Here is a 24,446-nt window from a genome sequence, read left to right as displayed (position 1 = left end):
GTCGCTGACGAAGAGTCCCCAGCCTGCGCGCCAGCCCCAGCACCGCCTCTCCCGGCGGGCGGGGCATTTTTTATGGCCACACCCAGCTCAGCCACGCAAGGAAACGAGCCGATGACCGAAGAGATGACAGGTGCGCAGGCCCTCGTCAGGGCACTGGAACAGGTCGGGGTCGACACGGTGTTCGGGATCCCCGGCGGTGCCATCCTGCCCGCCTACGACCCGCTCTACGACTCCACCAAGGTCAGGCACGTGCTCGTACGCCACGAGCAGGGTGCCGGCCACGCGGCCGAGGGGTACGCCCAGGCGACCGGCCGCGTCGGGGTCTGCATGGCCACGAGCGGTCCCGGCGCCACGAACCTCGTGACCGCGATCTCCGACGCCTACATGGACTCGGTCCCGATCGTCGCGATCACCGGCCAGGTCGTGGCTCCTCTGATCGGCACGGACGCCTTCCAGGAAGCCGACATCTCCGGCATCACCATGCCGATCACCAAGCACAACTTCCTGGTCACCGATGCTGACGAGATCCCCCGGATCATCGCCGAGGCCTTCCACATCGCCTCCACCGGCCGCCCGGGCCCCGTGGTGGTCGACATCTCCAAGGACGCGCTCCAGGCGACCACCGCCTTCGCGTGGCCGCCCACCATGCGCCTGCCCGGCTACCGCCCGGTCACCCGGCCGCACTCCAAGCAGATCAGGGAGGCCGCGCGCCTCCTGGTCGAGGCCAAGCGGCCGGTGCTCTATGTCGGCGGCGGCGTGCACAAGGCGCGGGCGTCCGCCGAGCTGGCCGAGCTGGCCGAGCTGACCGGCATCCCCGTGGTCACCACGCTGACGGCCAGGGGCACCTTCCCCGACAGCCACCACCTGCACCTCGGCATGCCCGGCATGCACGGCACGGTCGCGGCCGTCGGCGGCCTCCAGCGCAGCGATCTGATCATCGCTCTCGGCACCCGCTTCGACGACCGCGTGACCGGCAGACTCGACAGCTTCGCCCCGAACGCCAAGGTGATCCACGCCGACATCGACCCGGCCGAGATCTCCAAGAACCGGCACGCGGACGTCCCGATCGTGGGCGACTGCCGCGAGGTCCTCACCGACCTGGTCGCGGCGGTCAAGCACGAGCACGACGAGGGCCGCGCCGGCGACTACACCGCCTGGTGGACCACGCTCCAGGGCTACAAGGACACCTACCCCCTCGGGTACGACAAGGCGGAGGACGGCTCGCTGGCCCCGCAGTACGTCATCGAGCGGATCAGCGAGATCGTCGGGCCGGACGCCTACTACCTGGCGGGAGTCGGCCAGCACCAGATGTGGGCCGCGCAGTTCGTCAAGTACGAGAACCCCGGCACGTTCATCAACTCCGGCGGCGCGGGCACCATGGGCTTCGCGGTCCCGGCCGCGATGGGCGCCAAGATGGGACAGCCCGAGGCCACGGTGTGGGCCATCGACGGCGACGGCTGCTTCCAGATGACCAACCAGGAGCTCGCCACCTGCGCGATCGAAGGTGTGCCGATCAAGGTGGCCGTCATCAACAACGGCAACCTCGGCATGATCAGGCAGTGGCAGACGCTGTTCTACAACCAGCGCTACTCGAACTCCGACCTGAAGACGGTCCGTCGCATCCCCGACTTCGTCAAGCTGGCGGAGGCGTACGGTTGTGTCGGCCTGCGGTGCGAGCGGCCCGAGGACGTCGACGCGACGATCCGCAAGGCCATGGAGATCAACGACGTCCCCGTGGTCATCGACTTCGTCGTCCACAAGGACGCGATGGTCTGGCCCATGGTCGCGGCCGGCACCGGCAACGACGAGATCAAGATCGCTCGGGACATGGCTCCCGTGTGGGACAACGAGGAGCTGCTGTGAGCCGCTTCGCACGCCTGACGGGTTTCTCGGGAGGGAACGCATGAGCCGCCACACGCTGTCGGTTCTCGTCGAGAACAAGCCGGGCGTCCTCGCCCGGGTCGCCTCGCTGTTCGGCAGGCGGGGCTTCAACATCGACTCACTGGCCGTCGGGCCGACGGAGCACGCCGACGTCTCGCGGATGACCATCGTCGTCAGCGTCGCCGAGCTACCGCTCGAGCAGGTCACGAAGCAGCTCAACAAGCTGGTCAACGTGATCAAGATCGTCGAGCTCGACCCCTCCCAGTCCGTGCAGCGGGAGCTGACACTGATCAAGGTCCGGGCCGACGCCGAGACGCGCAGCCACGTGCTGGAGCTCGTGCAGCTCTTCCGCGCCCGCTGCGTGGACGTCGCCACGGACGCGGTGACCATCGAGGTCACCGGCACGCCGGACAAGCTCGACGCCTTCATCAGGGTGCTTGAGCCGTTCGGCATCAAGGAGCTCGTCCAGTCGGGCATGGTGGCCATCGGCCGCGGCGCCCGTTCCATCACCGACCGCTCGCTCCGGGCCCTGGACCGCAGCGCGTAAGCGTGCTGCCGGCGAGCCGTACGAAACCACGAAAGGCAAGCTAGTGACTGAGATCTTCTACGACGACGACGCCGACCTGTCGATCATTCAAGGTCGGCACGTGGCCGTGCTCGGGTACGGCAGCCAGGGCCACGCCCACGCGCTGTCGCTCCGCGACTCCGGGGTGGACGTCCGGGTCGGCCTGCCCGAGGGCTCCAAGAGCCGCGAGAAGGCCGAGAACGACGGCCTGCGCGTCCTCAGCCCGGGGGAGGCGGCCGAGGAGGCCGACCTCATCATGATCCTCGCGCCCGACCACATCCAGCGTCACCTGTACGCCGAGCACGTCGCGCCGAACCTCGTCGAGGGCGACGCGCTGTTCTTCGGGCACGGCCTCAACATCCGGTACGGCCTCATCGACGCTCCCGAGGGCGTCGACGTCGCCATGGTGGCGCCCAAGGGCCCGGGTCACCTGGTCCGCCGGCAGTTCACCGCCGGCCGCGGCGTCCCCGTCCTGGTCGCCGTCGAGCGCGACGCGACCGGCGACGCCTGGCCGCTGGTGCTCTCGTACGCCAAGGCCATCGGCGGCACCCGCGCCGGCGCGCTGAAGACGACCTTCACCGAGGAGACCGAGACCGACCTGTTCGGCGAGCAGGCCGTGCTGTGCGGCGGCGTGTCCGAGCTGATCAAGACCGGCTTCGAGACGCTGATCGAGGCGGGCTACCAGCCCGAGGTCGCCTACTTCGAGTGCCTCCACGAGATGAAGCTCATCGTCGACCTCATGTACGAGGGCGGCATCTCCAAGATGTACTGGTCGGTCTCCGACACCGCCGAGTACGGCGGCTACTCGCGCGGGCCGCGCATCGTCAACAGCGAGACCAAGAAGGAGATGGAGCGCATCCTCGGCGAGATCAAGTCGGGCGAGTTCGCCCGCGAGCTCGTCGACGAGTTCGACAGCGGCCAGAGCAACTTCCGCAAGTACCGCGAGGAGCTGGCCGGGCACCCCATCGAGAAGACCGGCGCCAAGCTCCGCCCGATGATGAGCTGGCTCAAGGAGAAGTAACCCTCCTCGGCCATTCCGCATGACAGTGATCGCCCGAGCACAGCTCGGGCGATCACTGTTTTCCGGCTCGACCTTCAGCTTGTCCCCGCTCCAGCGTCCCGCGCCGTGCCACGGCTGCGAGTTGACGTTCTGCCCGTTTTATTCACTGCCCGCCGGTAACGCATCCTCCGCCACCTCCCGCAGGACTCGCGACTAGCGTAGGGCCCTCGGCCGAGTCGGGACCCAGGTACCATTGGGTACTGGAGGTTGTTGTGGCTGGCTCAAACGTGGCTCCCTTGAAGGTGGATACCGAAACCGATCGCCTGATCTCTCATGGTGCGCACTTCCTGCACGTGACGAAAAAGGAGTTCGTTGCACAAGCCGTACGCGTGTATCTCCAGGTCCGTCAGGCAGAACTACATGCGGCGATGCAGGAGGCGATGGCCCAGTTGGACGGGACACATGCCGCGAGGGTGGCCCTCGTCTCCGGACTGACCAAGGAGCAGATCGAGGAACTCGGCGGCGTGGAGGAAGGGTGAACCCTACTCGTCCGACCATCCGTTGCCTGCGTGAGGACCTCGGCATCGCCAAGCTGCCGCCCGCCCGCGTGGCGCTGGACGAGATCGATCACCCATTGATCCGCAAGGCGTCCGCTCAGTTCGCCGGGGACAGCGCCCGGGAGCGCATCGTCTCGGTGGATGACAACGTGCTCTTCAAAGTCAAGATCCAGCGATGGCGGGGAGCGGTTTGGCCGGACAACCGCTGCCCGTGGCTGGTGGCAGCCGGACGTCGCGAGGACGGCAGCCCGGACGACTTCTATGCGGCGCTCACCGAACGAGCCCGGCAAGCCCGGAAGGCATACAACAGCTCCCACACGTCGGCGCTGACCAGCGACACCTGCACAAAGAACCTACTTCCCGGCCCGCTGGATGAAGCTCGCCTGCGGCTTGAAGAGGCCGAACGCAGCGTCCTCCGGATGGAGGCATGCGTTCGGACCCTGGTCGCCCACGCCCTGCTGACCGGGCGCGAACAGCGGGAGGATCTTGCTGGTTATACGCTTGCCGTCCTCGTCCGCGCGGACGAAGGGCACGAGACCTACGTGGGCATCCGCATCATCGGCCACGTAACCATCGCCGACCAGGCCGCCATCCTCGATGCCGTGCCTGGCTGCGATCGCGACAGCTGGTATCCCGATGTAATGCCTCACCGCGATGTCGAATCCGGCGAGGTGATCTGGTCCAATCTCATGGACCTGCATGCCGCGGCGGCGCTCCTGGCCGAAGGCGAGCAAGAGTAACGACTGTACGGCAGGCCTCGACGATTGCTCGCTGGAACCACGATCACGTCTGGTCTGTCGAGGACCCTCGTTCGACGGCGGCCAGAGCAACTTCCGCAAGTACCGCGAGGAGCTGGCCGGGCACCCCATCGAGAAGACCGGCGCCAAGCTCCGCCCGATGATGAGCTGGCTCAAGGAGAAGTAACCCTTCCTCCGGCACGCTCTCCGGCATGTCGAACGTCACCGGCTCCGCCCCGTGTCACACACGGGACGGAGCCGGTGGCGTTTCGGCCTCAGGACGGGATCACAGCACCGGCCCCTCAGGTGCGGGTCAGCACTGGACGGGCTTGCGCCACGAGCATTCGAGGTCGCTCTCCGGGCCCTCGGGGGTCGCGTTCTTGAGCTGGATGGTGGCGTCCACCGGGGTGTCCCGTTTGAACTGCGCGAGCCGGACCGCGATGGCGTCCTCCACGGTCGTCTTCGGACTGCCGGTCAGGTAGTTGTTGGTCAGGATCGAGAACACCAGCGGCTCGCCGTCGGCGCTGGTCACGTAGCCGGACAGCCCGGTGACGCTGGTCAGCGAGCCGGTCTTGGCGTGCACGTTGTTCGCCGCCGGGGTGCCCGCCATGCGGCTGCGCAGCGTACCGCCGGTGAAGCGGTCGGAGTTGCCCGCGATGGGCAGGGCGTCGTACCAGGTCTTGAACCACGGCTTGGAGCGCATGGTGATGAGGAACCCCGTGAGTTCGCCCGGGGTCACGCCGTCCAGCCGCGACAGGCCCGAGCCGTCGCGCAGCCGCACCGCCTTGACCCCGTTCTTCGCGGCGAATCCGAGCGCGACGGCCAGCCCGGCGTCCCAGGTGCCCTTGCCGGACACCTTGCGGCCCATCGCCTTGGTGAGGATCTCGGCGTGCATGTTGTTGCTGAGCTTCAGGAAGGGCACCAGTAGCTCGCTGAGCGGCATGGAGTCGCGCTGGGCCACGCTCTTGGCGGCCTCCGGCGTCGCGCCCCGGCCGGTCGTGCCCAGCACGCGGACTCCGTGCTTGGCGAGCGCCTTCCTGAACAGCGACGCGGCGTACCCTGTCGGGTCGTCGACCGTGACCCACTCGTCGTACTTGCCGGCCACGGTGCCGGTGATCACGACCTTGTTGGTGCCGTGCACGCGGTTGACCTGGACGTCGGTCTCCGCGCCGGTGGTGGCGTGGTTCTCGATCGTGATGTAGTCGGTCGGCGGCGTGGTGGTCACCTTGGCGGCGGCGCCCGCCGACGCGCCGGGGGCGACGGAGACGATCACCGAGCCGGCGTCGTAGTCGGTGTCGGGGGAGGCGGTCAGCGCCGAGATCTGGGCCGCGTAGTAGTACGGCTCGTCGTCCCACGCCCAGTCGGTGCCAAGCCGCACGTCGTCGAACCAGGTGTCGTCGGCGACGAGCCTGCCGGTGACGACCTTGACGCCGGAGCCGGCCACCTTGGCCGCGAGCGCGTCGTAGTCGGCGGCCAGCATTGTCGGGTCGCCGGTGCCCCTGAGGTAGAGGTCACCGGCCAGGGTGGAGCCCAGGCGGTGTCCCGAGCTCAGCACGCTCGTGGTGAAGCGGTAGTCGAGGCCCAGGGTGTCGACGGCGGCGGTGGAGGTGAGCAGCTTGGTGTTGGAGGCCGGGAGGAACACCTTCCCGGGGTCCTGCGCGTAGAGCTGCTCGCCCGTCGAGGCGCTCTTGACGACCACGCCGGAGCGGGCCACGGCGAGGTTCGAGGCATTGAGGATCTGGTCGAGGTCCTTGACGAGATCGGCGACGCCGGGCGCCGGATCAGCGGCGTTCGCAGGGGCGCCCGCGCCCGACGCCCACGTCACGGTGAGGGTGAGGAGTACTGCCGTCAGCAGTCCGGCCGGTCGTCGGGGCATCCGCACGGGTTCCTCCAGAGATAGATGGCCCGGATCATGCCGCGATCATCGAGAACCTCTGCCCAGACGGCAATACGGAAATGTTCGTATCTTGTCCGGCCGGAACCGCTTACTGCGGCAGGGAGACCAGGAACGCGCACTCGCCGAAGGAGATCTCGTCGCCCGCGCGGACGTGGGCGGGCCCGACCAGACGCCAGCCGTTCAGCCGGGTGCCGTTGAGCGAGCCGAGGTCTACGAGGAGCCACGCCTCGCTGTCTCGGCGGAGCTCGGCGTGCACGCGTGACACCGTGAGGTCGGTGAGGATCAGGTCGCAGTCGGAGCCGCGGCCCACCACGTAGCGCGTTCGGCTGTCGCCTGGCAGGGCGAGCCTGGGGAGGCGCGGGCGGCGCCACGCGGTCTCGATGCGGGTGGTGAGGTCGGAGACCGAGGCCACGGCGTCGGTCAGCCTCCGCCGCCATCTGCCGCTCGGCGGCAGATCGGAGACGAGGTCGGTCAGCTCGACGCGGCTGCGGGCACGCAGCGCTCGATCGACCCGTCCGAGAAAGGTGTCATGCGAGATCTGTCCTTCGAGTGCATGATCGCGGAGCTCACTGATCGCGCGATCACGGTCCCCGTCGGAGGCGCGCACAGGCGGGTGCGTCGAGCTCATCTCCCGAGTATCAGGCTGGCAACGGCAAGGTGTCCAGAATATGCGGGATCTCTTGTCGAGAGCATACTCGGTATGCATACTGAGTATTCATGTCGATCCGCCACGGCCTGCTCGCCCTGCTGACCCAGGGGCCGCGCTACGGCTACCAGCTTCGTGTGGAGTTCGAGGCGTCCACGGGGGCGACCTGGCCGCTGAACATCGGCCAGGTCTACACGACGCTCTCCCGCATGGAGCGCGACGGCCTCGTTGCGCCCGGCGAGCAGGATGACCAGGGCCGGGTGGTGTACGCCATCACGGAAAAGGGCCGGTCGGAGCTGTCGCGATGGTTCGGCACCCCCATCGCCCAGGCCGACCGGCCCCGCGACGAACTGGTGATCAAGCTGGCCATGGCCGTCACCGCGCCGGGCGTCGAGGTCCGCCAGGTCGTGCAGGCCCAGCGCACCGCCACCATGCGCACCCTGCAGAACCTGACCCGCGCCAAACGCGCCGAGGCCGGAACCGCGCAACGCCTGGTGCTCGACTCCATGATCTTCCAAGCCGAGGCCGAACAACGCTGGCTCGACCACTGCGAGGCAGTCATCGCCACTTCCCAGGAGACAAGCAATGACCACTGAACGGGTCGTCCGGCTCGCCGGCGTCACCCGCGTGCACGGCGAGGGGCCGCAGGCCGTACGGGCTCTCGCGGAGGTGAGCCTGGAGGTGGCGGACGGAGAGCTGGTGGCCGTCATGGGTCCCTCCGGGTCGGGCAAGTCCACCCTGCTGAACCTCGCGGGAGGGCTCGACCGGCCCACCTCGGGGACCGTGACCGTCGAAGGCACCGATCTCGGCTCCCTGTCCGCCAGGGAGCTGGCCAGGCTGCGGCGCAGGCACGTCGGCTACGTCTTCCAGGACCTGAACCTGATCCCCTCGCTGACCGCCGCCGAGAACGTCATGCTGCCGCGCGAACTGGACGGCGTGAAGACCCGCCAGGCCCGTGACGAGGCCCGCGCGGTACTGGACGAGGTAGGGATCGCGCACGTGGCAGACCGCTTCCCCGACGAGATCTCGGGCGGCCAGCGGCAGCGCGTGGCCATCGCCCGCGCTCTGGTGGGGGAGCGGCGGCTGCTGCTCGCCGACGAGCCGACCGGCGCCCTCGACACCGCGACCGGGGAGGACATCCTGGCCCTGCTGCGCGCGCGCTGCGACGCCGGAGCGGCCGTCCTGCTGGTGACCCACGAGCCCCGGCTCGCCGCCTGGGCCGACCGGGTCGTCTTCCTCCGTGACGGAGCCGTCGTCGACAGCACCGTGACGGTGACCGCGTGAGCGCAGTACGGGCGGCGCTGCGCATCTCCCGGCGCGACGCCTGGCGCTCCAAGGGCAGGAGCGCTCTGGTCCTCACCATGATCGGCCTCCCCGTACTGGTGATCACCGCTCTGGCCACCCTCATCGCGACCTTCGACGTGACCCCGGTGGAGGGCCTGAGCCGGGACCTGGGTACGGCGGACGCCCGCATCCGTGTCGCGCCCGGCCCGCCCGGGGTCGCCGAGCAGGACTACACCGGGAGCCGCGCGGGCACGGTGGGACCGTTGCCCAGAGGGGCGAAACCCTGGACGGCGGAGGAGGTCGCCGGGCTGCTGCCGCCGGGCAGTCGCGTCGTGCCGATCATTTCCGGTTCGCGGGTCTACCGAGGGAGGTGGTTCGAACCCACGCCGGTGGTGGAGCTCGACCTGCGCGACCCGCTGACCCGTGGCATGTATCTCCTCAGGCAGGGCCGGTTTCCCGCGTCCGCGGAAGAGGTGGTCGTGTCGCCGTGGCTGGTCCGGCACGGCGTCGGCATCGGATCGGCGATCTCGCTCTCCGGTTCGAGCATCTCCCATCGCGTAGTGGGGGTCGTCGACGACGCCCACCAGTTCGGCCGCGACCTGGTGGTGGCGATGCCCGACAGCACGCGGGGGCCGACCAAGGAATGGCTCGTCGACACGCCGGCGGCCGTGGTGTGGAAGGACGTCCGCCGGCTGAACGCCCAAGGGCTGGTCGTCCAGTCGCGTGCGGTCATTTCCGCTCCGAATCCCCCGCGTGCGGCACTCGACAACATGACATCCCGTGTGGAGACATCGCAGCTCGTCGTCCCGGGTCTCGTCGTCATGATGATCGTGCTGGAGGTCGTCCTGCTGGCCGGGCCCGCGTTCGCGGTGGGCATCCGACGCCGCCGCAGGGAACTGGCACTGATCGCGGCGCAGGGGGCGTCGGCGCGTCAGCTGCGTTCCATCGTGCTCGCCGACGGCGTCGTGCTGGGCGGTGCCGCGACGGCGCTGGGAGTGGCGGCGGGACTCGCCGTCGTCCTCGCGGCGATCCCGATCGTGGAAAGCGTCAACAGGTGGGCGGCGGGTCCGTACGAAGTGCCGCTCGGCCAGGTCGCGGGCGTCGCGGCGCTCGGGCTGGCCAGCGCGGTGATCGCCGCGGTGGTACCCGCCCGGCAGGCCGCGCGCACCGATGTCGTGGGCGCGCTCGCAGGACTTCGTGGGGAGGTGCGAACCCACCGAGGCTGGCCGCTCGCCGGTCTGGCCCTGCTCGTCGTGGGGTTCGCCGGCACGCTCCTCGCCGCCCAGAGGGGAGACCTGCGCTTCTTCGGTCTCGGCACCGTAGGGATCGTCGGAGGATCGTTCTGCGCGATGGTCGGTCTGGTCCTGCTGACGCCGTGGCTGGTCGGGGTGGTCGGCCGCCTCGCCGCCCGCCTGCCACTCCCGTTCCGGCTCGCCGCGCGTGACTCGGCCCGTAACCGAGCTCGTACGGCCCCTGCGCTCGCCGCCGTGGCCGCCGCCACCGCGAGCCTCGTGGCGTTCATGATCGGCGCGGCCAATGAGGACGCGCGGCGGGCCGGCCTGTACCGGCCGGATGAGGTGTACGGCGCGTTCAGCGTGGACATGGTCGCACCCACCCAGGACCAGGCCCTGCGCCTGCGCGCGGCCGTCGAGCGGGAGCTGCCCGGGGTGCCCCTGATCGATGTCTACCGGCCGACCTACGCGGGCGACGACAGCATCAGACTGGATTCCCTTCCCTGCGACCCCGAGCCGTACTGCCGTGCGACGCGCCCTATCAGAGTGGGAGGCCCCGATCTGCTCCGCTACCTCGCCGGCAGGGACGACCCCGCCGTGGCGGCGGCGCTGGCGGCGGGAAAGGCGGTGGTCTTCCACCCGGGTGTGGTCCGCGATGGGAAGGCCACGTTGAGGAGGATGTCCTTCGTAGACGAACCGGCCCGTCTCGACTTCCAGGTGCCCGCGGTCGAGATGCGGCCCGTGCGGGCGGGTCTCGCGGACGCTCTGCTTCCGATGTCACTTGCCACGCGTTTCGGCCTCAAGCCGGAGTTGCGCCAGTTCGTCGTCGATCCCGCACGTCACGGGGTGACGCCCGCGGAGGAGGACCGGATCACACGCATGCTCGCGGACTGGGGACCCAATGTCTCCGGCCGTGTGGAGCGGGGCTATCAGAGCCCGTTGAACCTGGTGCTGCTGCTCATGGGCGCGGCGGCGGTCATCCTGGTCCTCGGCAGCACGTTCGCCGCCACAGGGCTGGCCGCCGCCGACGCGCGGCCCGATGTCGCCACTCTCGGCGCGATCGGAGCGCCGCCGGGAATCAGGCGGCTGGTGACCATGGGGCAGGCGTGGTTCATCGCCGCGACGGGCGTGCCCTTGGGGGTCCTCGTGGGGTTCGTGCCCGGTCTCGCCGCCGTCTTGTCGGCGAGGAATTTCCTGCGTAGCCCGCAGCTCTACGCGACGGACACCACGCTTGTCATCCCCTGGCCCGCCATCGCCGCTCTCGTGGTGGTGCTTCCCTTGGTGGCCGGTCTGGTGGCCGGTGTGTTCGCGCGGACCCGGGTCACGCTGACGCGCCGGGTGACATGACCTGAGGGGTCGCGCCGGCGAGGTCGGTGGCCGTGAGTCTGTATTTCAGGGTCATCAGGATGCCGGTGAGGATGATGACGCCGGGGATGACGGCCTGGGTGAGGATGATGGCGGTCAGGGCGCTGCCGGGCTGGGTGACGGGGTGCTCGGGATCGGAGGAGATGAAGCCTCCGGCCCCCAGCACCGCGCCGACCACCAGGGCGCCGAGGGCGGTCACCGCGCTCTCCACGGCCGTCCACAGGCCGGTGAAGACGCCACCCCTGCGCTTCCCGCTCCTCGCGGAGTCGTGGGCGATCACGTCGGCCAGCATGGAGAACTGAAGAAGCTGGAGACCGGCGTACCCCACGCCGATGATCAACGTCACCAGGTGGGCGTACAGGGCGCCGAAGGCGGGGGTGAGGGCCGCGAGCAGCGCCCCGATCATGAAGAGCGCGCCCGAGAGGATCATCGCGCCCCGCTTGTCCATCTTGCGGGCGATCCACACCCACAGGGGCATCGTGATCAGCATGGGGCCGACGAGCGCCGCGAAGAGCGTGCTGGTGGCCGCGGGGTTGTCCAGGGTGTACGAGGCGAAGTACGGGGCGCTGGCGAGCATCACGCCCACGGCCAGCGTCTGCGCGCTCGACAGGCCGAGCAGCCAGAGGAACGGCCGGCTGGCCTTCGCCGCCGCGAGCTGGGCCCTGAGGGTCGCCTCCGGCTCGGAACTGCCCGTCAGCGGCGCGCGGGCCGTACCGAAGAAGGACGCGAGCATGGACACGAGCAGCACGGCCGCGAAGATGATCCCCATCATGCGGTAGCCGTCGAGGGAGTGCGACGCGATGGCCGGGGCGATGATGCCGCTCAGCGCCACCGCGAGGGCGACGAAGATCATGCGCCACTGCAGGAGCGAGGTGCGCTCGTGGTAGTCGTCCGTCATCTCGGCGGGCATCGCCTTGAACGGCACCTCGTACAGCGCGTACCCGGTCGCGGCGATGAGGAAGAAGGCGCCGACGAACAGGGCGGCCGGGGTGCCGGTCAGGGGAGGTCCCGCGAACGTGAGCGCGAAGGCGATGGGGAGGATGATCGCCCCGCCGAGCAGCCAGGGACGCCGTGGGCCCCACCGCGAGACCGTGCGGTCGGACCACTGGCCCACGAGTGGGTTGATCACCAGATCCCACGCCTTGGGGGCGAAGACCACCACGCCCGCCAGCCACGCGGGCACCGCGAGGATGTTGGTGAGGTAGAACAACAGCAGCAGGCCCGGGATGGCGCTGAACGTCGCGGTGCAGAACGAGCCCACACCGTAGCCGAGCCGCACGCCTCGCGAGACGGCCTGGGGCCGGGGTGCCGCCGTCGAAGGGATCATTGCGTAATTACAGCCCACACGGCCTTGGGCCGCCAGCCCCAATCACCGGCGTTCACGGGGGATTCGGATCCGAAGTGCGAAACGGCGGTTCGGACCCGAGGTCCGCGATGGGGACGGTGACGGCGGTTCGGATCCGAAGTCCGTGGTGCGGCGAGGGCCGGGTGGCCGTGGACGGCGGCCGGTCCGCCGGACACGGCTGGGCGCCGGGTCCGGCGGTCGGTCAGCAGTCGGAGACGTCGGCGCACACCACGTGGGCGCCTAGCTCGATCATGCGGCGCTCGGTGTTTGCGTCGGCGACGCGGGCCATGAGCACGGGCGCCTCGCTGGCCGCCAGTTGCGGCAGCCGGGCGCGGACCATGCGGTGCAGGTCCCTCACGATGTCCTCGGCCGCCCGCGTGTGCACCTTGACGTGGAGCATGATGCCCGAGGACCCCGAGACCGTACGGGCCTCGGAGATCCACACGTGGTGCACCAGGGGGAAGTCGCGGAGCAACTCGGAGATCGCCACGCGCAGCGCGGGCAGGATCGGGTGGACGCACCGCTTGTACCCCGGGTCGACCTGTTGCATCGGGCCCGACAGGTGGGGTCTCGGGGAGGGGATCCACGGCCGCGCGGGCGTGTCCGGCGGGCTCTGCGGCACCGGCGAGGCGTTCCGCTCCAGGACGGGCGAGCCGGGCACCGTGGTGTGGCGCGAGACCGTCGCCATGGCGCCCGTGGCGTACGCCGTGGGCGACGCGCTGGACAGGGCCGGAGCGTGCTGCCCGCTGCGGGTGGCGGCGAGGTAGCGCTGGAGGTCCTCGATGGGGACGGCCGCCGCCGCGGGGCCCGCGGCGTCGATGACGATCTCCCGCACGCCGGTGACGCGCTGGATGTCGAGGATGGTGTCGGCGTCACAGGCCGACAGCGAGTGGTTGCCGCGGTGCCGCGCGTAGGTGTTCGGGCCGGTGTACCCGAGGAGCACACGTTCGCCGGTCTGCGTCGTGCCGAGCACGACGGAGCGGTCCGGCCGCACGGCTACCAGGATGCCCCACTCGGCAAGGGCCGCCAGAAGCCGATGGGGGCTGCCGTGCTGCGCGAGCACTTCTCCGAGAGCGGGGTTCCCGATGCTCATACGACAAACGATAGGTAGTGGGACACAGCTTATCAGCCTAATCGTCAAGAAATGTTGTGATCAATACCAAGATGGCGGCTTGCGCGTGGAATCCAGTTTAGAAGGGTACGCGCCGGTGTCTCGGATGGCGGGACGTTCGTGAGTGGATTCACAAGCGCGGATAGACTCGAACCTTGTCCGTGCATCCGCACTTCCCAAAGGACCCACCAGTGAACAAGCCCGTCGTCCTGGTCGCAGAGGAGCTCTCCGAAGCAGGTCTCGCCGTGCTCGGGGCCGACTTCGAGGTCCGTCACACCGACGGCGCCGACCGATCGCAGCTCCTGCCCGCCCTCGCCGAGGTGGACGCGCTCATCGTGCGCAGCGCCACCCAGGTGGACGCGGAGGCGCTGTCCCACGCGCCTCGGCTGCGCGTCGTCGCCCGAGCCGGGGTCGGCCTGGACAACGTCGACGTCGAGGCCGCCACCAAGGCCGGTGTCATGGTCGTCAACGCGCCGACGTCCAACATCACCAGTGCCGCGGAGCACACCGTCGCCCTGATCCTCGCCAGCGCCCGCAACGTCGCCCAGGGCCACGGCGCCCTCAAGGCCGGCGAGTGGAAGCGCTCGAAGTACACCGGTGTCGAGCTCGACGAGAAGGTCATCGGCGTCCTCGGCCTCGGGCGCATCGGGCAGCTCGTCGCGCAGCGCCTCGCGCCCTTCGGCGTCGAGCTGATCGCGTACGACCCCTACCTCCAGCCGGCGAGGGCCGCCCAGATGGGCGTGCGCCTGGTGTCGCTGGAAGAGCTGCTCATGCAGGCCGACTTCATCACCGTGCACCTGCCGAAGTCCAAGGAGACCGTCGGGCTCATCGGCGAGCGCGAGCTGCACACCGTCAAGCCGTCGGTCCGCATCATCAACGTCGCCCGCGGCGGCATCGTGGACGAGAACGCCCTCTACTCCGCCATCAAGGAGGGCAGGGTCGCCGGGGCCGGCATCGACGTCTTCTCCAAGGAGCCCTGCACCGACAGTCCGCTGTTCGAGCTCGACAGCGTCGTGGTGACCCCGCACCTGGGCGCCTCCACCCACGAGGCCCAGGAGAAGGCCGGCACGCAGGTGGCGCGCAGCGTCAAGCTCGCGCTCGCCGGCGAGTTCGTGCCGGACGCCGTCAACGTCCAGGGCGGCGCCGTCGCCGAGGACGTCAAGCCCGGCCTGCCGCTGGCCGAGAAGCTCGGCCGCGTCTTCACCGCCCTCGCGGGCGAGGTGGCCACCCGGCTCGACGTCGAGATCCGCGGCGAGATCGCGGCCCACGACGTGCGCGTGCTGGAGCTCGCCGCCCTCAAGGGCGTGTTCACCGACGTCGTCGAGGACGCCGTGACCTACGTCAACGCCCCGCTGCTCGCGAAGGACCGCGGCGTCACGGTGGAGCTGGTCACCAGCGACGAGAGCCCCGACTGGCGCAACGTCGTCACCGTCAGGGGCGTGCTCGCCGACGGCCGCACGGTCTCGGTGTCGGGCACGCTGTCGGGCCCGCGCCAGATCACCAAGATCGTCGAGGTCAACGGTTTCCAGATGGAGATCGAGCCCACCGACCACCTGGCGTTCTTCACCTACGCCGACCGGCCGGGCATCGTGGGCATCGTCGGCAAGATCCTGGGCGAGCGCCAGGTCAACATCGCCTCGATGCAGGTCGCCCGGGACGCCAAGGGTGGCAAGGCGCTCATCGCGCTGACCGTCGACTCCGCCATCCCCGCCGAGGTCACCGACCAGATCGTGCAGGAGATCGGCGCCGAGGGCGGGCGCACGGTCGACCTCGGCGACTGAGCCCGCGTTTCCGTCCCGCAGGCCGAGCCGTACGGTCTCACCGGCTGGACGGAGTGACCACGTGAAGGCCCACCACCCGCCGGGTGGTGGGCCTTCGTCGTCTCACATGGCGAGATACTAGGTCGTCCTACAAGACACCTCGCCTACTGGCAGGTAACGTGGAGAGCGATGACGCGCCAGGTATCCGTACTCATTACCTGCCGCGGCGGGGCCTGATCAGGGCAGGCCGGCGACCCGCCGCGGTGTAGGCGTTCGTCGGCTGTGAGACCAGTCCCGATCCGCGATCCGGATCAGGGGCAGGAGCCCGGTCCGCATCCGTGACCGGAGTCCACCTTCCCGTCCCCATCGCGTGCGCCGTGCGCATGCTCTCTAGCGAGCGAGACCTTGCCATGTATGACATGTATCCCTGGAACCGTCCAGAAGAGCACCGTCCCGAGGACGAGGCGCCCGACCCCGTGCAGACCGCGCTGGACCGGCGCGACAACGGTGGCGTGCCGGTCCGCTAGCGGACGGCTCTCCCCGAACCCCTCTCCGGCCGGTCCATGCGACCCGATCGGCCGGTCATCCCCTCCCCGTACGCGTCATCCCCTCGCGGTCAGCGCGAGCGCCAGCGCGCCGTACAGAGGGGCGTCGTCGATGAACCTCGCCGCCATGATCTCGGGCGGGAACGGCACCGCCCGGCGGATCTCGGCCGTCAACCTGGGCATGATCTGGCCCGACGCGCCCATCAGCCCGCCACCGATGACCACACGGTCCGGGTCGAGCACCACGCACACGTTGGCGACCGCCATGGCGAGCGCCTCCACCGCGCCGTCCAGCAGCGCCCGTACGGCGGGGTCGCCGCCGGCCTCGAACAGCGAGGCGGCGCTCACCGGCCGGCCGAGCAGGGCCGACCCTCGCTGCGCGAGCGCGTGCCCTGAGACGACCTCCTCCAGGGGCGCGTGGCCCTCGGCGAAGGCGGGATCCCCTGGCCGGCTGAGCAGGTAGCCGATCTCACCGGCCGCGCCGTGCGCCCCGGGCACCACCGCCCCGTCGACCACGAGCGCCGCCGCGAGGCCCGTGCCGAGGTTCAGGTACAGGCCCGTGCGCGCGCCCTGGAGCGCGCCCCAGCGCAGCTCGGCGGCCGCCGCCGCGTTCACGTCGTTGTCGATCGCGACCGGCGTGTCGCCGAACTCCTCGCGGAGCAGCCGGGGGAGCTCCAGGCCCTCCCAGCCGGGCACCGTCGGCGCGAGCCGCACCGTCTCGCCCCTGACCACGCCGAACGTGGAGACCCCGACCGCCTGGAGCGTTCCTGACGAGCCCCCCAGCTCGCGGGCCGCGTCCAGGGACCTCCGCAGCACCTGCTGGGCGCCCTCGCCGCCCAGGGTCGGCAGCCGCATCTTGCGCAGCGGCCGGTCGACGCTGTCCGCCGAGGCGGTGGCGAGGGCGACCTTGGTGCCGCCGAAGTCGATGCCCAGCACGAACTCCCGGCTCACTGGGCGCTTCCACGGCGGGCCAGCGAGTCGATCGCCACGGCGAGGGCGAGGACGCCCGCGGTGACCATGTAGCGCACCGAGGAGTCGACGTTCAGCAGCAGCATGCCGTTGGTGATCGACTGGATCACCAGGATGCCGAGCAGCGCCGCGTACGTCCGTCCCCGGCCGCCGAACAGGGACGTGCCCCCGATGACCGCCGCGGCGATGGCCATGAGCAGGATGTCGCTGCCGCCGGAGCTCTGGTTGACGGCCGAGAGCCGGCTGGCCGCCAGGATGCCGCCGAACGCCGCGAGGCTCGCCGACAGCACGAAGGCGAGCAGCCGGATGCGGGTGACGTTGATGCCCGCCCGCCGCGCGGCCTCGGCGTTGCCGCCCACGGCGTACATCCAGCGCCCGAAGGCGGTGTGGCGCAGCACCAGGTCGAGCACGACGACCAGCGCGCCGAAGATGACCAGCAGCAGCGGTACGCCCCGGTCGGCCTGGAGCACGAGCACGGCTCCCGCGAGCACGACCGCGAGGCCGCCCACCCGTACGGCCGCCCAGTAGGCGGGGCCCACCGGCAGGTCCGCGGCGAGCCGGAGCCGCCGGCTCAGCAGCAGGGACCCTCCGTAGACGCCGGCCAGCACCACGGCGAGCGTCCAGGCCACTCCCGGCGGCAGCCACGTGTCACTCAATTTCGCGATAAATCCGTCGAAGGGCAGGTTGATGGTGCCGTGCTCGCCCAGCAGGTACAGCAGCAGCCCCTGCCAGCCGATCAGCCCCGCCAGCGTCACCACGAACGACGGCATCCGGATGCGGGTGAACAGGAACCCGTGCAGCAGCCCGACCGCCGCCCCCGCCGCCACGGCCACCACGATGGACAGCAGCGGGTTCCAGCCGTGCCGCACGTTGAGGATGGTCATCACGACCGCGCACAGTCCGCTGACCGACCCGGCCGACAGGTCGATCTCGCCGAGGAGCAGCACCATGATGATGCCCAGCGAGATCGTCCCGGTCGCCGCCATCTGCAGGGCCAGGTTGGTCAGGTTCTCCGGCGACAGGAAGTGCTCGTTCAGCGAGCCGAACACGATCGCGATCGCGATCAGCCCGCCGACGACGGGCCAGGCGCCGAGGTCGCCCCGCCGGGCCCGCTCGATGGCCTGCCTCGGGCTGTACGGCTTGCGCGGGGGGCTCATGGTGGTCGCGCTCATGCGGCGGCTCCGGTGATGGCTGCCACGATGGACTCCTGCGAGGCGTCGGACGTACGGAACTCGCCGGCGTTGCGCCCGAGACGCAGCACGACGACGCGGTCGCTGACGGCCCGTACATCGGCGAGGTTGTGGGAGATGAGCAGCACGGCGAGCCCCCGGTCGCGCAGCCGGCGGATCAGGTCGAGGACCTGGGCGGTCTGCTCGACGCCGAGGGCGGCGGTGGGCTCGTCGAGGATGACGAGCCTGGGCTCGCCGATCAGGGCGCGGGCGATCGCGACCGACTGCCGCTGGCCGCCCGACAGCATGGCGACCGGCACCCTGATGTCCCGGATGCGCACGTCGAGCTGGGTGAGCAGGTCGCGGGTCGCCCGTTCCATGCGGATGTGGCCGAGCACGGACCAGCGGCGGCGCTCGGAGCCGAGGAACAGGTTGGCCACCACGTCGAGGTTCTCGCACAGGGCGAGGTCCTGGTAGACCGTGGAGATGCCGAGGGCCTGCGCGTCGTGGGGGTTGCCGATGCGCACCGGCCGGTCGTCCATGGTGATCTCTCCGGAGTCCGGTGACAGGACGCCGGAGATGGCCTTGACGAGTGTGGACTTGCCCGCGCCGTTGTCGCCGACCAGGGCCACCACCTCGCCCGGGGGCAGGTCCAGGCTCACCCCTTCGAGGGCCTGGACCGCGCCGTACCGCTTGGAGATGTCCTTCGCGCGGATCATTTAGCTGATGCCCGCCTTGGCGCACGCGGCGGCCGTCTCGTCCTTGCAGATGTCGGCCGCCTTGTAGAAGCCGTCCTTCACGATGGTGTCCTTCACCTTGTCCGCGGTGACCGCGATCGGGTCCAGGAGGAAGGAGGGGATGTCGGCGGTGCCGTTGTTCACCGTGGTCGTGGCCGAGGGCTTCTCGCCCCTGCCGACCGCCACGGCCAGCTCGGCCGACTTCTCCGCCTCGCTCCTGATGTCCAGGTAGATGGTCATGTACTGCTCGCCGGTGAGGATGCGCTGGACCGCCGCCAGCTCGGCGTCCTGGCCGGTGATGGGAAGCGTCGGGTCGTACCCGGCGCGCTTCATGGCCGCGATCGCGCCGCCCGCCATGCCGTCGTTCGCCGAGAGCACGCCGACGATCTTGTCGCGGCCGAGCGCGGTGATGGACTGCTCCATCTCCTGCTGCGCCTTGTCGGGGCTCCAGTCGGGGGTGTCGAACTCGCGCCCGATCTTGACCTTGCCGTCGAGGACGTTGTGGGCGCCCTTCTTGTAGTCGGCGGAGCTGGGGTCGGTGGTCGCGCCGTTGATCATGACGATCTGGCCCTTGTCCGTCGTGCCGTTCTTGTCCAGCGCGTCGAGCAGGGCCTGGCCCTGCATCTCGCCGACCCGGACGTTGTTGAACGAGACGTAGTAGTCGTAGGCGATGCCGGAGATCAGCCGGTCGTAGGCGATGACCGGGACCTTCTTCTGCTTGGCCTGGTTCACCAGGGGCGCCACCGCGGCGGCGTCCACGGCGTCGAGCACGAGCACGTCGGCGCCCTGGGTGAGGGCGGCCTCCACCTGCTGCTGCTGCTTGGCGGCGTCCTGGTCGGCGTTGGAGTAGAGCAGCTTGCAGTCGGCGCAGAGCGCGCTGACCTTGGCCTCGAACAGGGGCTTGTCGAAGGCCTCGTACCGGGTGGTCTTGGACTCGGGGAGGAAGAGCGCGATCGTCGGAGCCTTCTCGCCGCCGCTCGTCCCGCCCGTTCCTGCGGTGGTCGCCTTGTCGGTGGAACCACCGCAACCGGTGGCCAGTACGGCTATCGCAAACGGAACCGCGAACCATTTCGCCCGCATGATTGCCTCTCAGGGTGTTCGGAGGTACTTCAGGTGCTTGGCAGCATGCTGAACTGCGCGTAGAAATTTGGCAAGGTCTCTAACAAAGTTCGTCCGCGACCTTGCCGCGGTAAAGCGTGTGCCAGTCTTGGGGGCGTGGTGGGTATCGGCGGTACGGCAAGCACGACAGCGGTGCTGCGAGTCATGAACGAGCGCGCGGTCTTCGGTGAGATCTTCAAGCTGGGAAAGGTCTCGCGGCCCGAGCTCGCGCAGGCCACGGGGCTGTCCAAGCCGACCATCTCCATGGCCCTGGCCGATCTCGAACGGGCGGGCCTGGTGCGCGCGATCGGCCTGCGCACCGGCAACGCCGGGCGCGCGGCGCTGCTGTACGAGATCAGGCCCCAGGCGGGCTGGGTCCTCGCGGTCGACGTGGGCAGGGAGTTCGTCCGGCTGGCGCTCGCCGACCTCGTGGGCGACATCGCCGCACGCAGGGACGAGCACCGCAAGGGCGGCGAGACCCCCGGCGAGCTGGTGGCCCGGCTCGGCGAGCTCACCCGCGAGCTGGCCGAGGAGGCGGGAGCGGCAGTGGCCGACATCACGCTGACGGTCTTCGGCACGCCCGGCATCCACGACAAGGAGACCAGCTCCCTCCAGCTCGCCCCGAACCTCCCCGGCTGGGAGCGGCCGGGCGCCGTCGAGCTGCTCGGCGGCGTGGCCGCCGACGCGCCGTACGTCGTCGAGAACGACGTCGACCTCGCCGCTGTGGGGGAGGGCGCCTACGGCCTCGGCCAGGGCGTCGACCACTTCGCCCTGGTCTGGATCGGCACCGGCATCGGCATGGGCGTCGTCATCGACGGCAAGCTCTACCGGGGCGCCCAGGGGGCCGCTGGGGAGATCTCCTACCTCCCGGTGGGCGAGGGCGACCCGCTGGTCAACCGTGGGCGGGGCATGCTGGAGTCCGTGGCCTCGGCCGACGGGGTGGTGGCGCTCGCCACCCGGCTCGGCATGCGCGGCGTGACCAGCGCCAAGGACGTCTTCGACGCCGCCCGCACCGGCGACCCGCTCGCGTGCGAGGTCGTCGGCACCGAGGCCGACCACATCGCGCACGCCCTCGCGGGAGTGATCGCCGTGCTCGACCCCGAGCTGGTCGTGCTGGGCGGGGGCATCGGAGTGCAGGCCGGTGACCTGCTGATCGGCCCGGTCACCGAGTGCCTGCGCGACCTCGTGGCGCTGCGCGTGCCGATGATCAAGGCCTCCACGCTCGGCACGGAGGCGGTGCTGCTCGGCGCGCTGGCGGTGGGCCTCACGACGGCCCGCGACCTGGTCTTCGAGCGCGCCGTCGCGCAGGTTCCGCCCGGCTAGGCCGCACGACTCTTGTCCGATATGTGAGACCCTGTGTTCGAGTACCGAGACGGAACGGTAGGGTACGAGCATGCGGGATTCTCACAACATCCGTCTGGCGGTCATCCCGGGTGACGGCATCGGCAGTGAAGTGGTCGCCGAGGGGCTGAAGGTCCTCGACGCGGTCGGCCTGAAGGTGGAGACCACCACCTACGACCTCGGCGCCGCACGCTACCACGCCACCGGCGAGACCCTCCCCGACGAGACGCTCGCCGAGCTGCGCGGGTACGACGCGATCCTGCTGGGCGCGGTCGGCGACCCGAGCGTGCCGCCCGGCGTGCTCGAGCGCGACCTGCTGCTCAAGCTCCGCTTCGAGCTCGACCACTACGTCAACCTGCGCCCGGTCAAGCTCTTCCCCAGCGTGGAGACCCCGCTCGCCAAGTCCCGCCCCGAGGACATCGACATGATCGTCGTCCGCGAGGGCACCGAGGGGCCGTACGCCGGAGCCGGCGGCGTCATGCGCCGGGGCACCTCGCACGAGATCGCCACCCAGGAGAGCCTCAACACCGCCTTCGGCGTCGAGCGCGTCGTGCGCTTCGCCTTCGAGAAGGCCATGACCAGGCCCCGCAAGAAGCTCACACTGGTCCACAAGACCAACGTGCTCACCTACGCCGGCGATCTGTGGGCGCGCGTCGTCGAGCGGGTCTCAGCCGAGTATCCCGAGGTCACCACCGACTACTGCCACGTCGACGCGGCCTCGATGTTCTTCGTCACCCAGCCGCAGCGCTTCGACGTGATCGTCACCGACAACCTCTTCGGCGACATCCTGACCGACCTCGGCGCGGCCATCGCCGGCGGCATCGGCCTCGCCGCAAGCGGCAACGTCAACCCGTCGGCTCCCGGGTCCGCCACCTGGGCCCCCAGCATGTTCGAGCCCGTCCACGGCAGCGCCCCCGACATCGCCGGTCAGGGCAAGGCCGACCCAACCGCCACGATCCTTTCCGTCGCCATGCTCCTCGACCACCTCGGTTTCGCGGACGACGCGGCCCGGGTCGAGCAGGCCGTCGCCGACGACCTCGTCGAGCGCCAGGTGGCCTGGGTCCCCCGCACCACCAGGGAGATCGGCGACGACATCACCGCACGAGTAGCCGGCTGAGGGGCTACCCGACGCCGGCAGACGCGCATGGTGGCCCCGCACGGGCCGCCATGCGCTTTTTCGTGTCCAGGGCCCAAGCGCCACGCACAGCCTGGACGCCACACTCCCGTATGTCCAGATGATGCAGTAGTTTCCCGTTACCTGGTCCGTCGCAGAATGGATGCAGGCGCGACCGACAGAGAAGAGAAGGATCTTCGACATGACCACCGCTCAACAGCTCAGCTTCGACGTGCAGCTCTCCGACGCCGCTCGCACTCCGGCCGAGCGTGAGCGGGTACTGGCGGATCCGGGGTTCGGGCAGACGTTCACGGATCACATGATCTCGATCGACTACACCGAGGGGCAGGGCTGGCACGACGCCCGCCTCATGCCGTACGGACCGCTGACGCTCGACCCGGCCACCTCGGTCTTCCACTACGCGCAGGAGCTCTTCGAGGGGCTCAAGGCCTACCGGCAGGCGGGCGGCTCGATCGCGAGCTTCCGCCCCTTCGCCAACGCGGCCCGCTTCAACAGGTCCGCCGACCGCATGGCGATGCCCGAGCTGCCCGAGGAGACGTTCGTCGAGTCGCTGGAGCTGCTCGTCCAGACCGACCGCGACTGGGTGCCCACCACCGAGGGTCACAGCCTCTACCTGCGTCCTTTCATGATCGCGACGCAGCCGGCGCTGGGCGTCAACTACCCGTCCAGGACCTACAAGTACATGGTGATCGCCTCACCCGCAGCGGCGTACTTCTCTGGTGGCGTCAAGCCGGTCTCGGTCTGGCTCTCCCAGGACTACACGCGCGCCGCGCCCGGCGGCACCGGCTTCGCCAAGTGCGGCGGCAACTACGCCGCGGCCTTCGTCGCGCAGCGGCAGGCCGTCGCGCAGGGGTGCGACCAGGTCGTGTGGCTGGACGCGTTCGAGCACCGCTACGTCGAGGAGATGGGCGGGATGAACCTGTTCTTCGTCTTCGGCGACCGCCTGGTCACCCCTGACCTGACCGGCACGCTGCTCCCCGGCGTCACCCGCGACTCGCTGCTCACCCTGGCCGCCGACCTCGGCATCGCCGCCGAGGAGCGCAAGATCACCATCGAGGAGTGGCGCGCGGCGTGCGAGTCGGGCGAGCTGACGGAGGTCTTCGCCTGCGGTACCGCCGCGGTGATCACCCCCGTCGGTTCGGTGAAGGGCGTGGAGGGCGGCTGGACGATCGGCGACGGCACCCCCGGCGAACTGACGCTGCGACTCCGCGACGAGCTCATGGGCATCCAGTACGGCACCCGCCCCGACCCCCACGACTGGGTCCGCAAGATCTGCTGACCGCGGCCCGCGAGAGCGCGGGAGCCCGGCCGGTTTCCGGCCGGGCTCACCGCGCTCGTTCACGCCGACCGCTCGTTCACGCCGACCGCTCGTTCACGCCGACCGGTCGACCAGCTTGCCCGTGTCGATCGTGAGCCCCCACGGTTCCGGCAACTCCAGCGGCTCGCCCAGCACGACGGTGGTCGTCATGCCGTACTCCCCGTCGCGCGGGTGGCTGAGCAGCCGGGCCGTCCTCTCGAAGGTGTCGATCACCAGGTACAGCGGGATGCCCGCCACCGCGCACTTGGCGGGCTTGACGATGTGATCGTCATGGGCGCTGCTCTTCGACACCACCTCGACGATGAGGTGGGTCGCGTGGCCGTACACCTCGTCCGGCTGCCACATGGGCGGGTCGGCCGGCACGACCGTGGCGTCCGGTCGGTAGCGATCCATCTGGGGGCCGAGGAAGATGGCGATATCGGGCAGTATCTCCCAGCCGCGCTCCATCACCATGGGGATGAGCTGGAGCAGCAGGCGGTAGACGACCCTCGCGTGTTCGATCGTGGGCATCTCTCTCACCACGACCCGGCCGTCGACGAGCTCGACCTTGCGCGTGCTCTCGAACCGGGACCCGAGATCGTAGTAGATCTTTTCCAGCTCGACGGGGTCGTCCGGGACGTCGGGACGGATCTCGCCGGTGTGGATCTCCTGCTCGACGGGTGACACGTCCTGCTCTCCCATCGTTGGTGCGGTGGGCTTGTCCAAGACCTTGACCATGAGGCCATCATCCCCTCCAGGCGGGTTCGCGTAACGT

The 24,446-nt window shown here is 69.9% G+C and carries 23 protein-coding genes and 1 pseudogene; 15 read left to right on the top strand and 9 right to left on the bottom strand.

The genetic code is table 11. The annotated features are described in order from the left end of the window. The first annotated feature begins 72 nt into the window (after positions 1–72). From ACOZ38_RS39085 to ACOZ38_RS39060, 6 genes are all read left to right on the top strand, one after another. Complete coding sequence (locus ACOZ38_RS39085; RefSeq protein WP_424535960.1) at positions 73–1,863, top strand: acetolactate synthase large subunit; 1,791 nt, start codon at positions 73–75, stop codon at positions 1,861–1,863. Between the two features lie 40 nt (positions 1,864–1,903). Next, positions 1,904–2,428, top strand: a complete 525-nt coding sequence (ilvN, locus tag ACOZ38_RS39080) for an acetolactate synthase small subunit (RefSeq protein ID WP_424535959.1) — start codon at positions 1,904–1,906, stop codon at positions 2,426–2,428. 52 nt (positions 2,429–2,480) lie between these two features. Then, positions 2,481–3,467, top strand: a complete 987-nt coding sequence (gene ilvC / locus ACOZ38_RS39075) for a ketol-acid reductoisomerase (protein ID WP_424537168.1) — start codon at positions 2,481–2,483, stop codon at positions 3,465–3,467. 275 nt (positions 3,468–3,742) lie between these two features. Then, positions 3,743–3,985, top strand: coding sequence for a hypothetical protein (locus tag ACOZ38_RS39070; RefSeq protein WP_405141202.1), 243 nt, complete (start codon positions 3,743–3,745; stop codon positions 3,983–3,985). Next, on the top strand, positions 3,982–4,743 hold the full coding sequence (locus ACOZ38_RS39065; protein ID WP_424535958.1) for a hypothetical protein: 762 nt from the start codon (positions 3,982–3,984) through the stop codon (positions 4,741–4,743). Before ACOZ38_RS39070 ends, ACOZ38_RS39065 begins: the two co-directional genes overlap by 4 nt. After that, entirely contained in the window at positions 4,703–4,927 is a 225-nt protein-coding gene (locus ACOZ38_RS39060) for a hypothetical protein (RefSeq protein WP_424535957.1), read from the top strand. The genes ACOZ38_RS39065 and ACOZ38_RS39060 overlap by 41 nt, the downstream gene beginning before the upstream one ends. 126 nt (positions 4,928–5,053) lie before the next feature. Here ACOZ38_RS39060 and dacB read toward each other — a convergent pair whose 3' ends face one another. Both dacB and ACOZ38_RS39050 read right to left on the bottom strand, forming a co-directional pair. Continuing rightward, positions 5,054–6,616, bottom strand: coding sequence for a D-alanyl-D-alanine carboxypeptidase/D-alanyl-D-alanine endopeptidase (dacB, locus tag ACOZ38_RS39055; RefSeq protein ID WP_424535956.1), 1,563 nt, complete (start codon positions 6,614–6,616; stop codon positions 5,054–5,056). A 109-nt stretch (positions 6,617–6,725) separates the two neighbouring features. Beyond that, positions 6,726–7,265 carry an FHA domain-containing protein gene (locus ACOZ38_RS39050; RefSeq protein WP_405141199.1) on the bottom strand — a complete coding sequence of 180 codons (540 nt, stop codon included), beginning with the start codon at positions 7,263–7,265 and terminating at the stop codon, positions 6,726–6,728. 89 nt (positions 7,266–7,354) lie between these two features. On the opposite strand from ACOZ38_RS39050, the gene ACOZ38_RS39045 reads away from it, so the two are divergent. Genes ACOZ38_RS39045 through ACOZ38_RS39035 form a run of 3 tightly spaced genes read left to right on the top strand, consistent with a single transcriptional unit; the run spans position 7,355 to position 11,146 of the window. After that, positions 7,355–7,879, top strand: coding sequence for a PadR family transcriptional regulator (locus ACOZ38_RS39045; RefSeq protein WP_424535955.1), 525 nt, complete (start codon positions 7,355–7,357; stop codon positions 7,877–7,879). Beyond that, positions 7,869–8,567: an ABC transporter ATP-binding protein gene (locus ACOZ38_RS39040; protein WP_424535954.1), complete on the top strand. Its 699-nt coding sequence runs from the start codon at positions 7,869–7,871 to the stop codon at positions 8,565–8,567. The genes ACOZ38_RS39045 and ACOZ38_RS39040 overlap by 11 nt, the downstream gene beginning before the upstream one ends. Further along, complete coding sequence (locus ACOZ38_RS39035) at positions 8,564–11,146, top strand: FtsX-like permease family protein (protein WP_424535953.1); 2,583 nt, start codon at positions 8,564–8,566, stop codon at positions 11,144–11,146. The genes ACOZ38_RS39040 and ACOZ38_RS39035 overlap by 4 nt, the downstream gene beginning before the upstream one ends. Here ACOZ38_RS39035 and ACOZ38_RS39030 read toward each other — a convergent pair. Continuing rightward, positions 11,121–12,491: an MFS transporter gene (locus tag ACOZ38_RS39030; protein ID WP_424535952.1), complete on the bottom strand. Its 1,371-nt coding sequence runs from the start codon at positions 12,489–12,491 to the stop codon at positions 11,121–11,123. The genes ACOZ38_RS39035 and ACOZ38_RS39030 overlap by 26 nt on opposite strands. A 220-nt stretch (positions 12,492–12,711) precedes the next feature. Then, on the bottom strand, positions 12,712–13,602 hold the full coding sequence (locus ACOZ38_RS39025) for a hypothetical protein (protein ID WP_424535951.1): 891 nt from the start codon (positions 13,600–13,602) through the stop codon (positions 12,712–12,714). A gap of 209 nt (positions 13,603–13,811) precedes the next feature. On the opposite strand from ACOZ38_RS39025, the gene serA reads away from it, so the two are divergent. After that, positions 13,812–15,401, top strand: a complete 1,590-nt coding sequence (gene serA / locus ACOZ38_RS39020) for a phosphoglycerate dehydrogenase (protein WP_424535950.1) — start codon at positions 13,812–13,814, stop codon at positions 15,399–15,401. A 317-nt stretch (positions 15,402–15,718) separates the two neighbouring features. Further along, entirely contained in the window at positions 15,719–15,907 is a 189-nt protein-coding gene (locus tag ACOZ38_RS39015) for a hypothetical protein (RefSeq protein ID WP_405141187.1), read from the top strand. A gap of 75 nt (positions 15,908–15,982) precedes the next feature. On the opposite strand, the gene ACOZ38_RS39010 is transcribed toward ACOZ38_RS39015, so the two are convergent. The 4 genes from ACOZ38_RS39010 to ACOZ38_RS38995 are packed head-to-tail and all read right to left on the bottom strand — an operon-like array spanning position 15,983 to position 19,880. Further along, entirely contained in the window at positions 15,983–16,876 is an 894-nt protein-coding gene (locus tag ACOZ38_RS39010) for an ROK family protein (protein WP_424535949.1), read from the bottom strand. Beyond that, complete coding sequence (locus ACOZ38_RS39005) at positions 16,873–18,066, bottom strand: sugar ABC transporter permease (RefSeq protein WP_424535948.1); 1,194 nt, start codon at positions 18,064–18,066, stop codon at positions 16,873–16,875. The genes ACOZ38_RS39010 and ACOZ38_RS39005 overlap by 4 nt, the downstream gene beginning before the upstream one ends. Then, positions 18,063–18,782, bottom strand: coding sequence for an ATP-binding cassette domain-containing protein (locus ACOZ38_RS39000; protein ID WP_405141181.1), 720 nt, complete (start codon positions 18,780–18,782; stop codon positions 18,063–18,065). The genes ACOZ38_RS39005 and ACOZ38_RS39000 overlap by 4 nt, the downstream gene beginning before the upstream one ends. Further along, positions 18,783–19,880 (bottom strand): sugar ABC transporter substrate-binding protein, encoded by a 1,098-nt coding sequence (locus tag ACOZ38_RS38995; RefSeq protein WP_424535947.1) that lies wholly within the window; start codon positions 19,878–19,880, stop codon positions 18,783–18,785. 183 nt (positions 19,881–20,063) lie between these two features. On the opposite strand from ACOZ38_RS38995, the pseudogene ACOZ38_RS38990 reads away from it, so the two are divergent. From ACOZ38_RS38990 to ACOZ38_RS38975, 4 genes and pseudogenes are all read left to right on the top strand, one after another. After that, positions 20,064–20,189 (top strand): annotated as a pseudogene (locus ACOZ38_RS38990) (sugar kinase); the annotation flags it as partial. Positions 20,190–20,288: 99 nt separating this feature from the next. Further along, positions 20,289–21,221 carry an ROK family protein gene (locus ACOZ38_RS38985; protein ID WP_424537167.1) on the top strand — a complete coding sequence of 311 codons (933 nt, stop codon included), beginning with the start codon at positions 20,289–20,291 and terminating at the stop codon, positions 21,219–21,221. Positions 21,222–21,291: 70 nt separating this feature from the next. Then, positions 21,292–22,356, top strand: coding sequence for a 3-isopropylmalate dehydrogenase (locus ACOZ38_RS38980; RefSeq protein WP_424535946.1), 1,065 nt, complete (start codon positions 21,292–21,294; stop codon positions 22,354–22,356). 199 nt (positions 22,357–22,555) lie between these two features. Continuing rightward, on the top strand, positions 22,556–23,653 hold the full coding sequence (locus tag ACOZ38_RS38975) for a branched-chain amino acid aminotransferase (protein WP_424535945.1): 1,098 nt from the start codon (positions 22,556–22,558) through the stop codon (positions 23,651–23,653). A gap of 93 nt (positions 23,654–23,746) precedes the next feature. Here ACOZ38_RS38975 and ACOZ38_RS38970 read toward each other — a convergent pair whose 3' ends face one another. After that, positions 23,747–24,409: a Uma2 family endonuclease gene (locus ACOZ38_RS38970; protein ID WP_424535944.1), complete on the bottom strand. Its 663-nt coding sequence runs from the start codon at positions 24,407–24,409 to the stop codon at positions 23,747–23,749. Between the last annotated feature and the right edge of the window lie 37 nt (positions 24,410–24,446).

The organism is Sphaerisporangium viridialbum, assembly GCF_049674955.1.
Classification (GTDB): Bacteria; Actinomycetota; Actinomycetes; order Streptosporangiales; family Streptosporangiaceae; genus Sphaerisporangium; species Sphaerisporangium viridialbum.
Note: the sequence above shows the minus strand (reverse complement) of the source record. Positions and strands in the feature narration are given on the sequence as shown.

What these genes read in the sequence shown, in the direction of transcription:
- ACOZ38_RS39085 (WP_424535960.1), top strand. Translation starts at nt 73, where the DNA reads ATGGCCACACCCAGCTCAGCCACGCAAGGAAACGAGCCGATGACCGAA.
- ACOZ38_RS38975 (WP_424535945.1), top strand. Translation starts at nt 22,556, where the DNA reads ATGACCACCGCTCAACAGCTCAGCTTCGACGTGCAGCTCTCCGACGCC.
- dacB (WP_424535956.1), bottom strand. Translation starts at nt 6,616, where the DNA reads ATGCCCCGACGACCGGCCGGACTGCTGACGGCAGTACTCCTCACCCTC.
- ACOZ38_RS39025 (WP_424535951.1), bottom strand. Translation starts at nt 13,602, where the DNA reads ATGAGCATCGGGAACCCCGCTCTCGGAGAAGTGCTCGCGCAGCACGGC.
- ACOZ38_RS39030 (WP_424535952.1), bottom strand. Translation starts at nt 12,491, where the DNA reads ATGATCCCTTCGACGGCGGCACCCCGGCCCCAGGCCGTCTCGCGAGGC.
- ACOZ38_RS39040 (WP_424535954.1), top strand. Translation starts at nt 7,869, where the DNA reads ATGACCACTGAACGGGTCGTCCGGCTCGCCGGCGTCACCCGCGTGCAC.
- ilvN (WP_424535959.1), top strand. Translation starts at nt 1,904, where the DNA reads ATGAGCCGCCACACGCTGTCGGTTCTCGTCGAGAACAAGCCGGGCGTC.
- ACOZ38_RS38970 (WP_424535944.1), bottom strand. Translation starts at nt 24,409, where the DNA reads ATGGTCAAGGTCTTGGACAAGCCCACCGCACCAACGATGGGAGAGCAG.
- ACOZ38_RS39000 (WP_405141181.1), bottom strand. Translation starts at nt 18,782, where the DNA reads ATGATCCGCGCGAAGGACATCTCCAAGCGGTACGGCGCGGTCCAGGCC.
- ACOZ38_RS39045 (WP_424535955.1), top strand. Translation starts at nt 7,355, where the DNA reads ATGTCGATCCGCCACGGCCTGCTCGCCCTGCTGACCCAGGGGCCGCGC.
- ACOZ38_RS39050 (WP_405141199.1), bottom strand. Translation starts at nt 7,265, where the DNA reads ATGAGCTCGACGCACCCGCCTGTGCGCGCCTCCGACGGGGACCGTGAT.
- ACOZ38_RS38980 (WP_424535946.1), top strand. Translation starts at nt 21,292, where the DNA reads ATGCGGGATTCTCACAACATCCGTCTGGCGGTCATCCCGGGTGACGGC.
- ACOZ38_RS38995 (WP_424535947.1), bottom strand. Translation starts at nt 19,880, where the DNA reads ATGCGGGCGAAATGGTTCGCGGTTCCGTTTGCGATAGCCGTACTGGCC.
- ACOZ38_RS39060 (WP_424535957.1), top strand. Translation starts at nt 4,703, where the DNA reads ATGCCGCGGCGGCGCTCCTGGCCGAAGGCGAGCAAGAGTAACGACTGT.
- ACOZ38_RS39005 (WP_424535948.1), bottom strand. Translation starts at nt 18,066, where the DNA reads ATGAGCGCGACCACCATGAGCCCCCCGCGCAAGCCGTACAGCCCGAGG.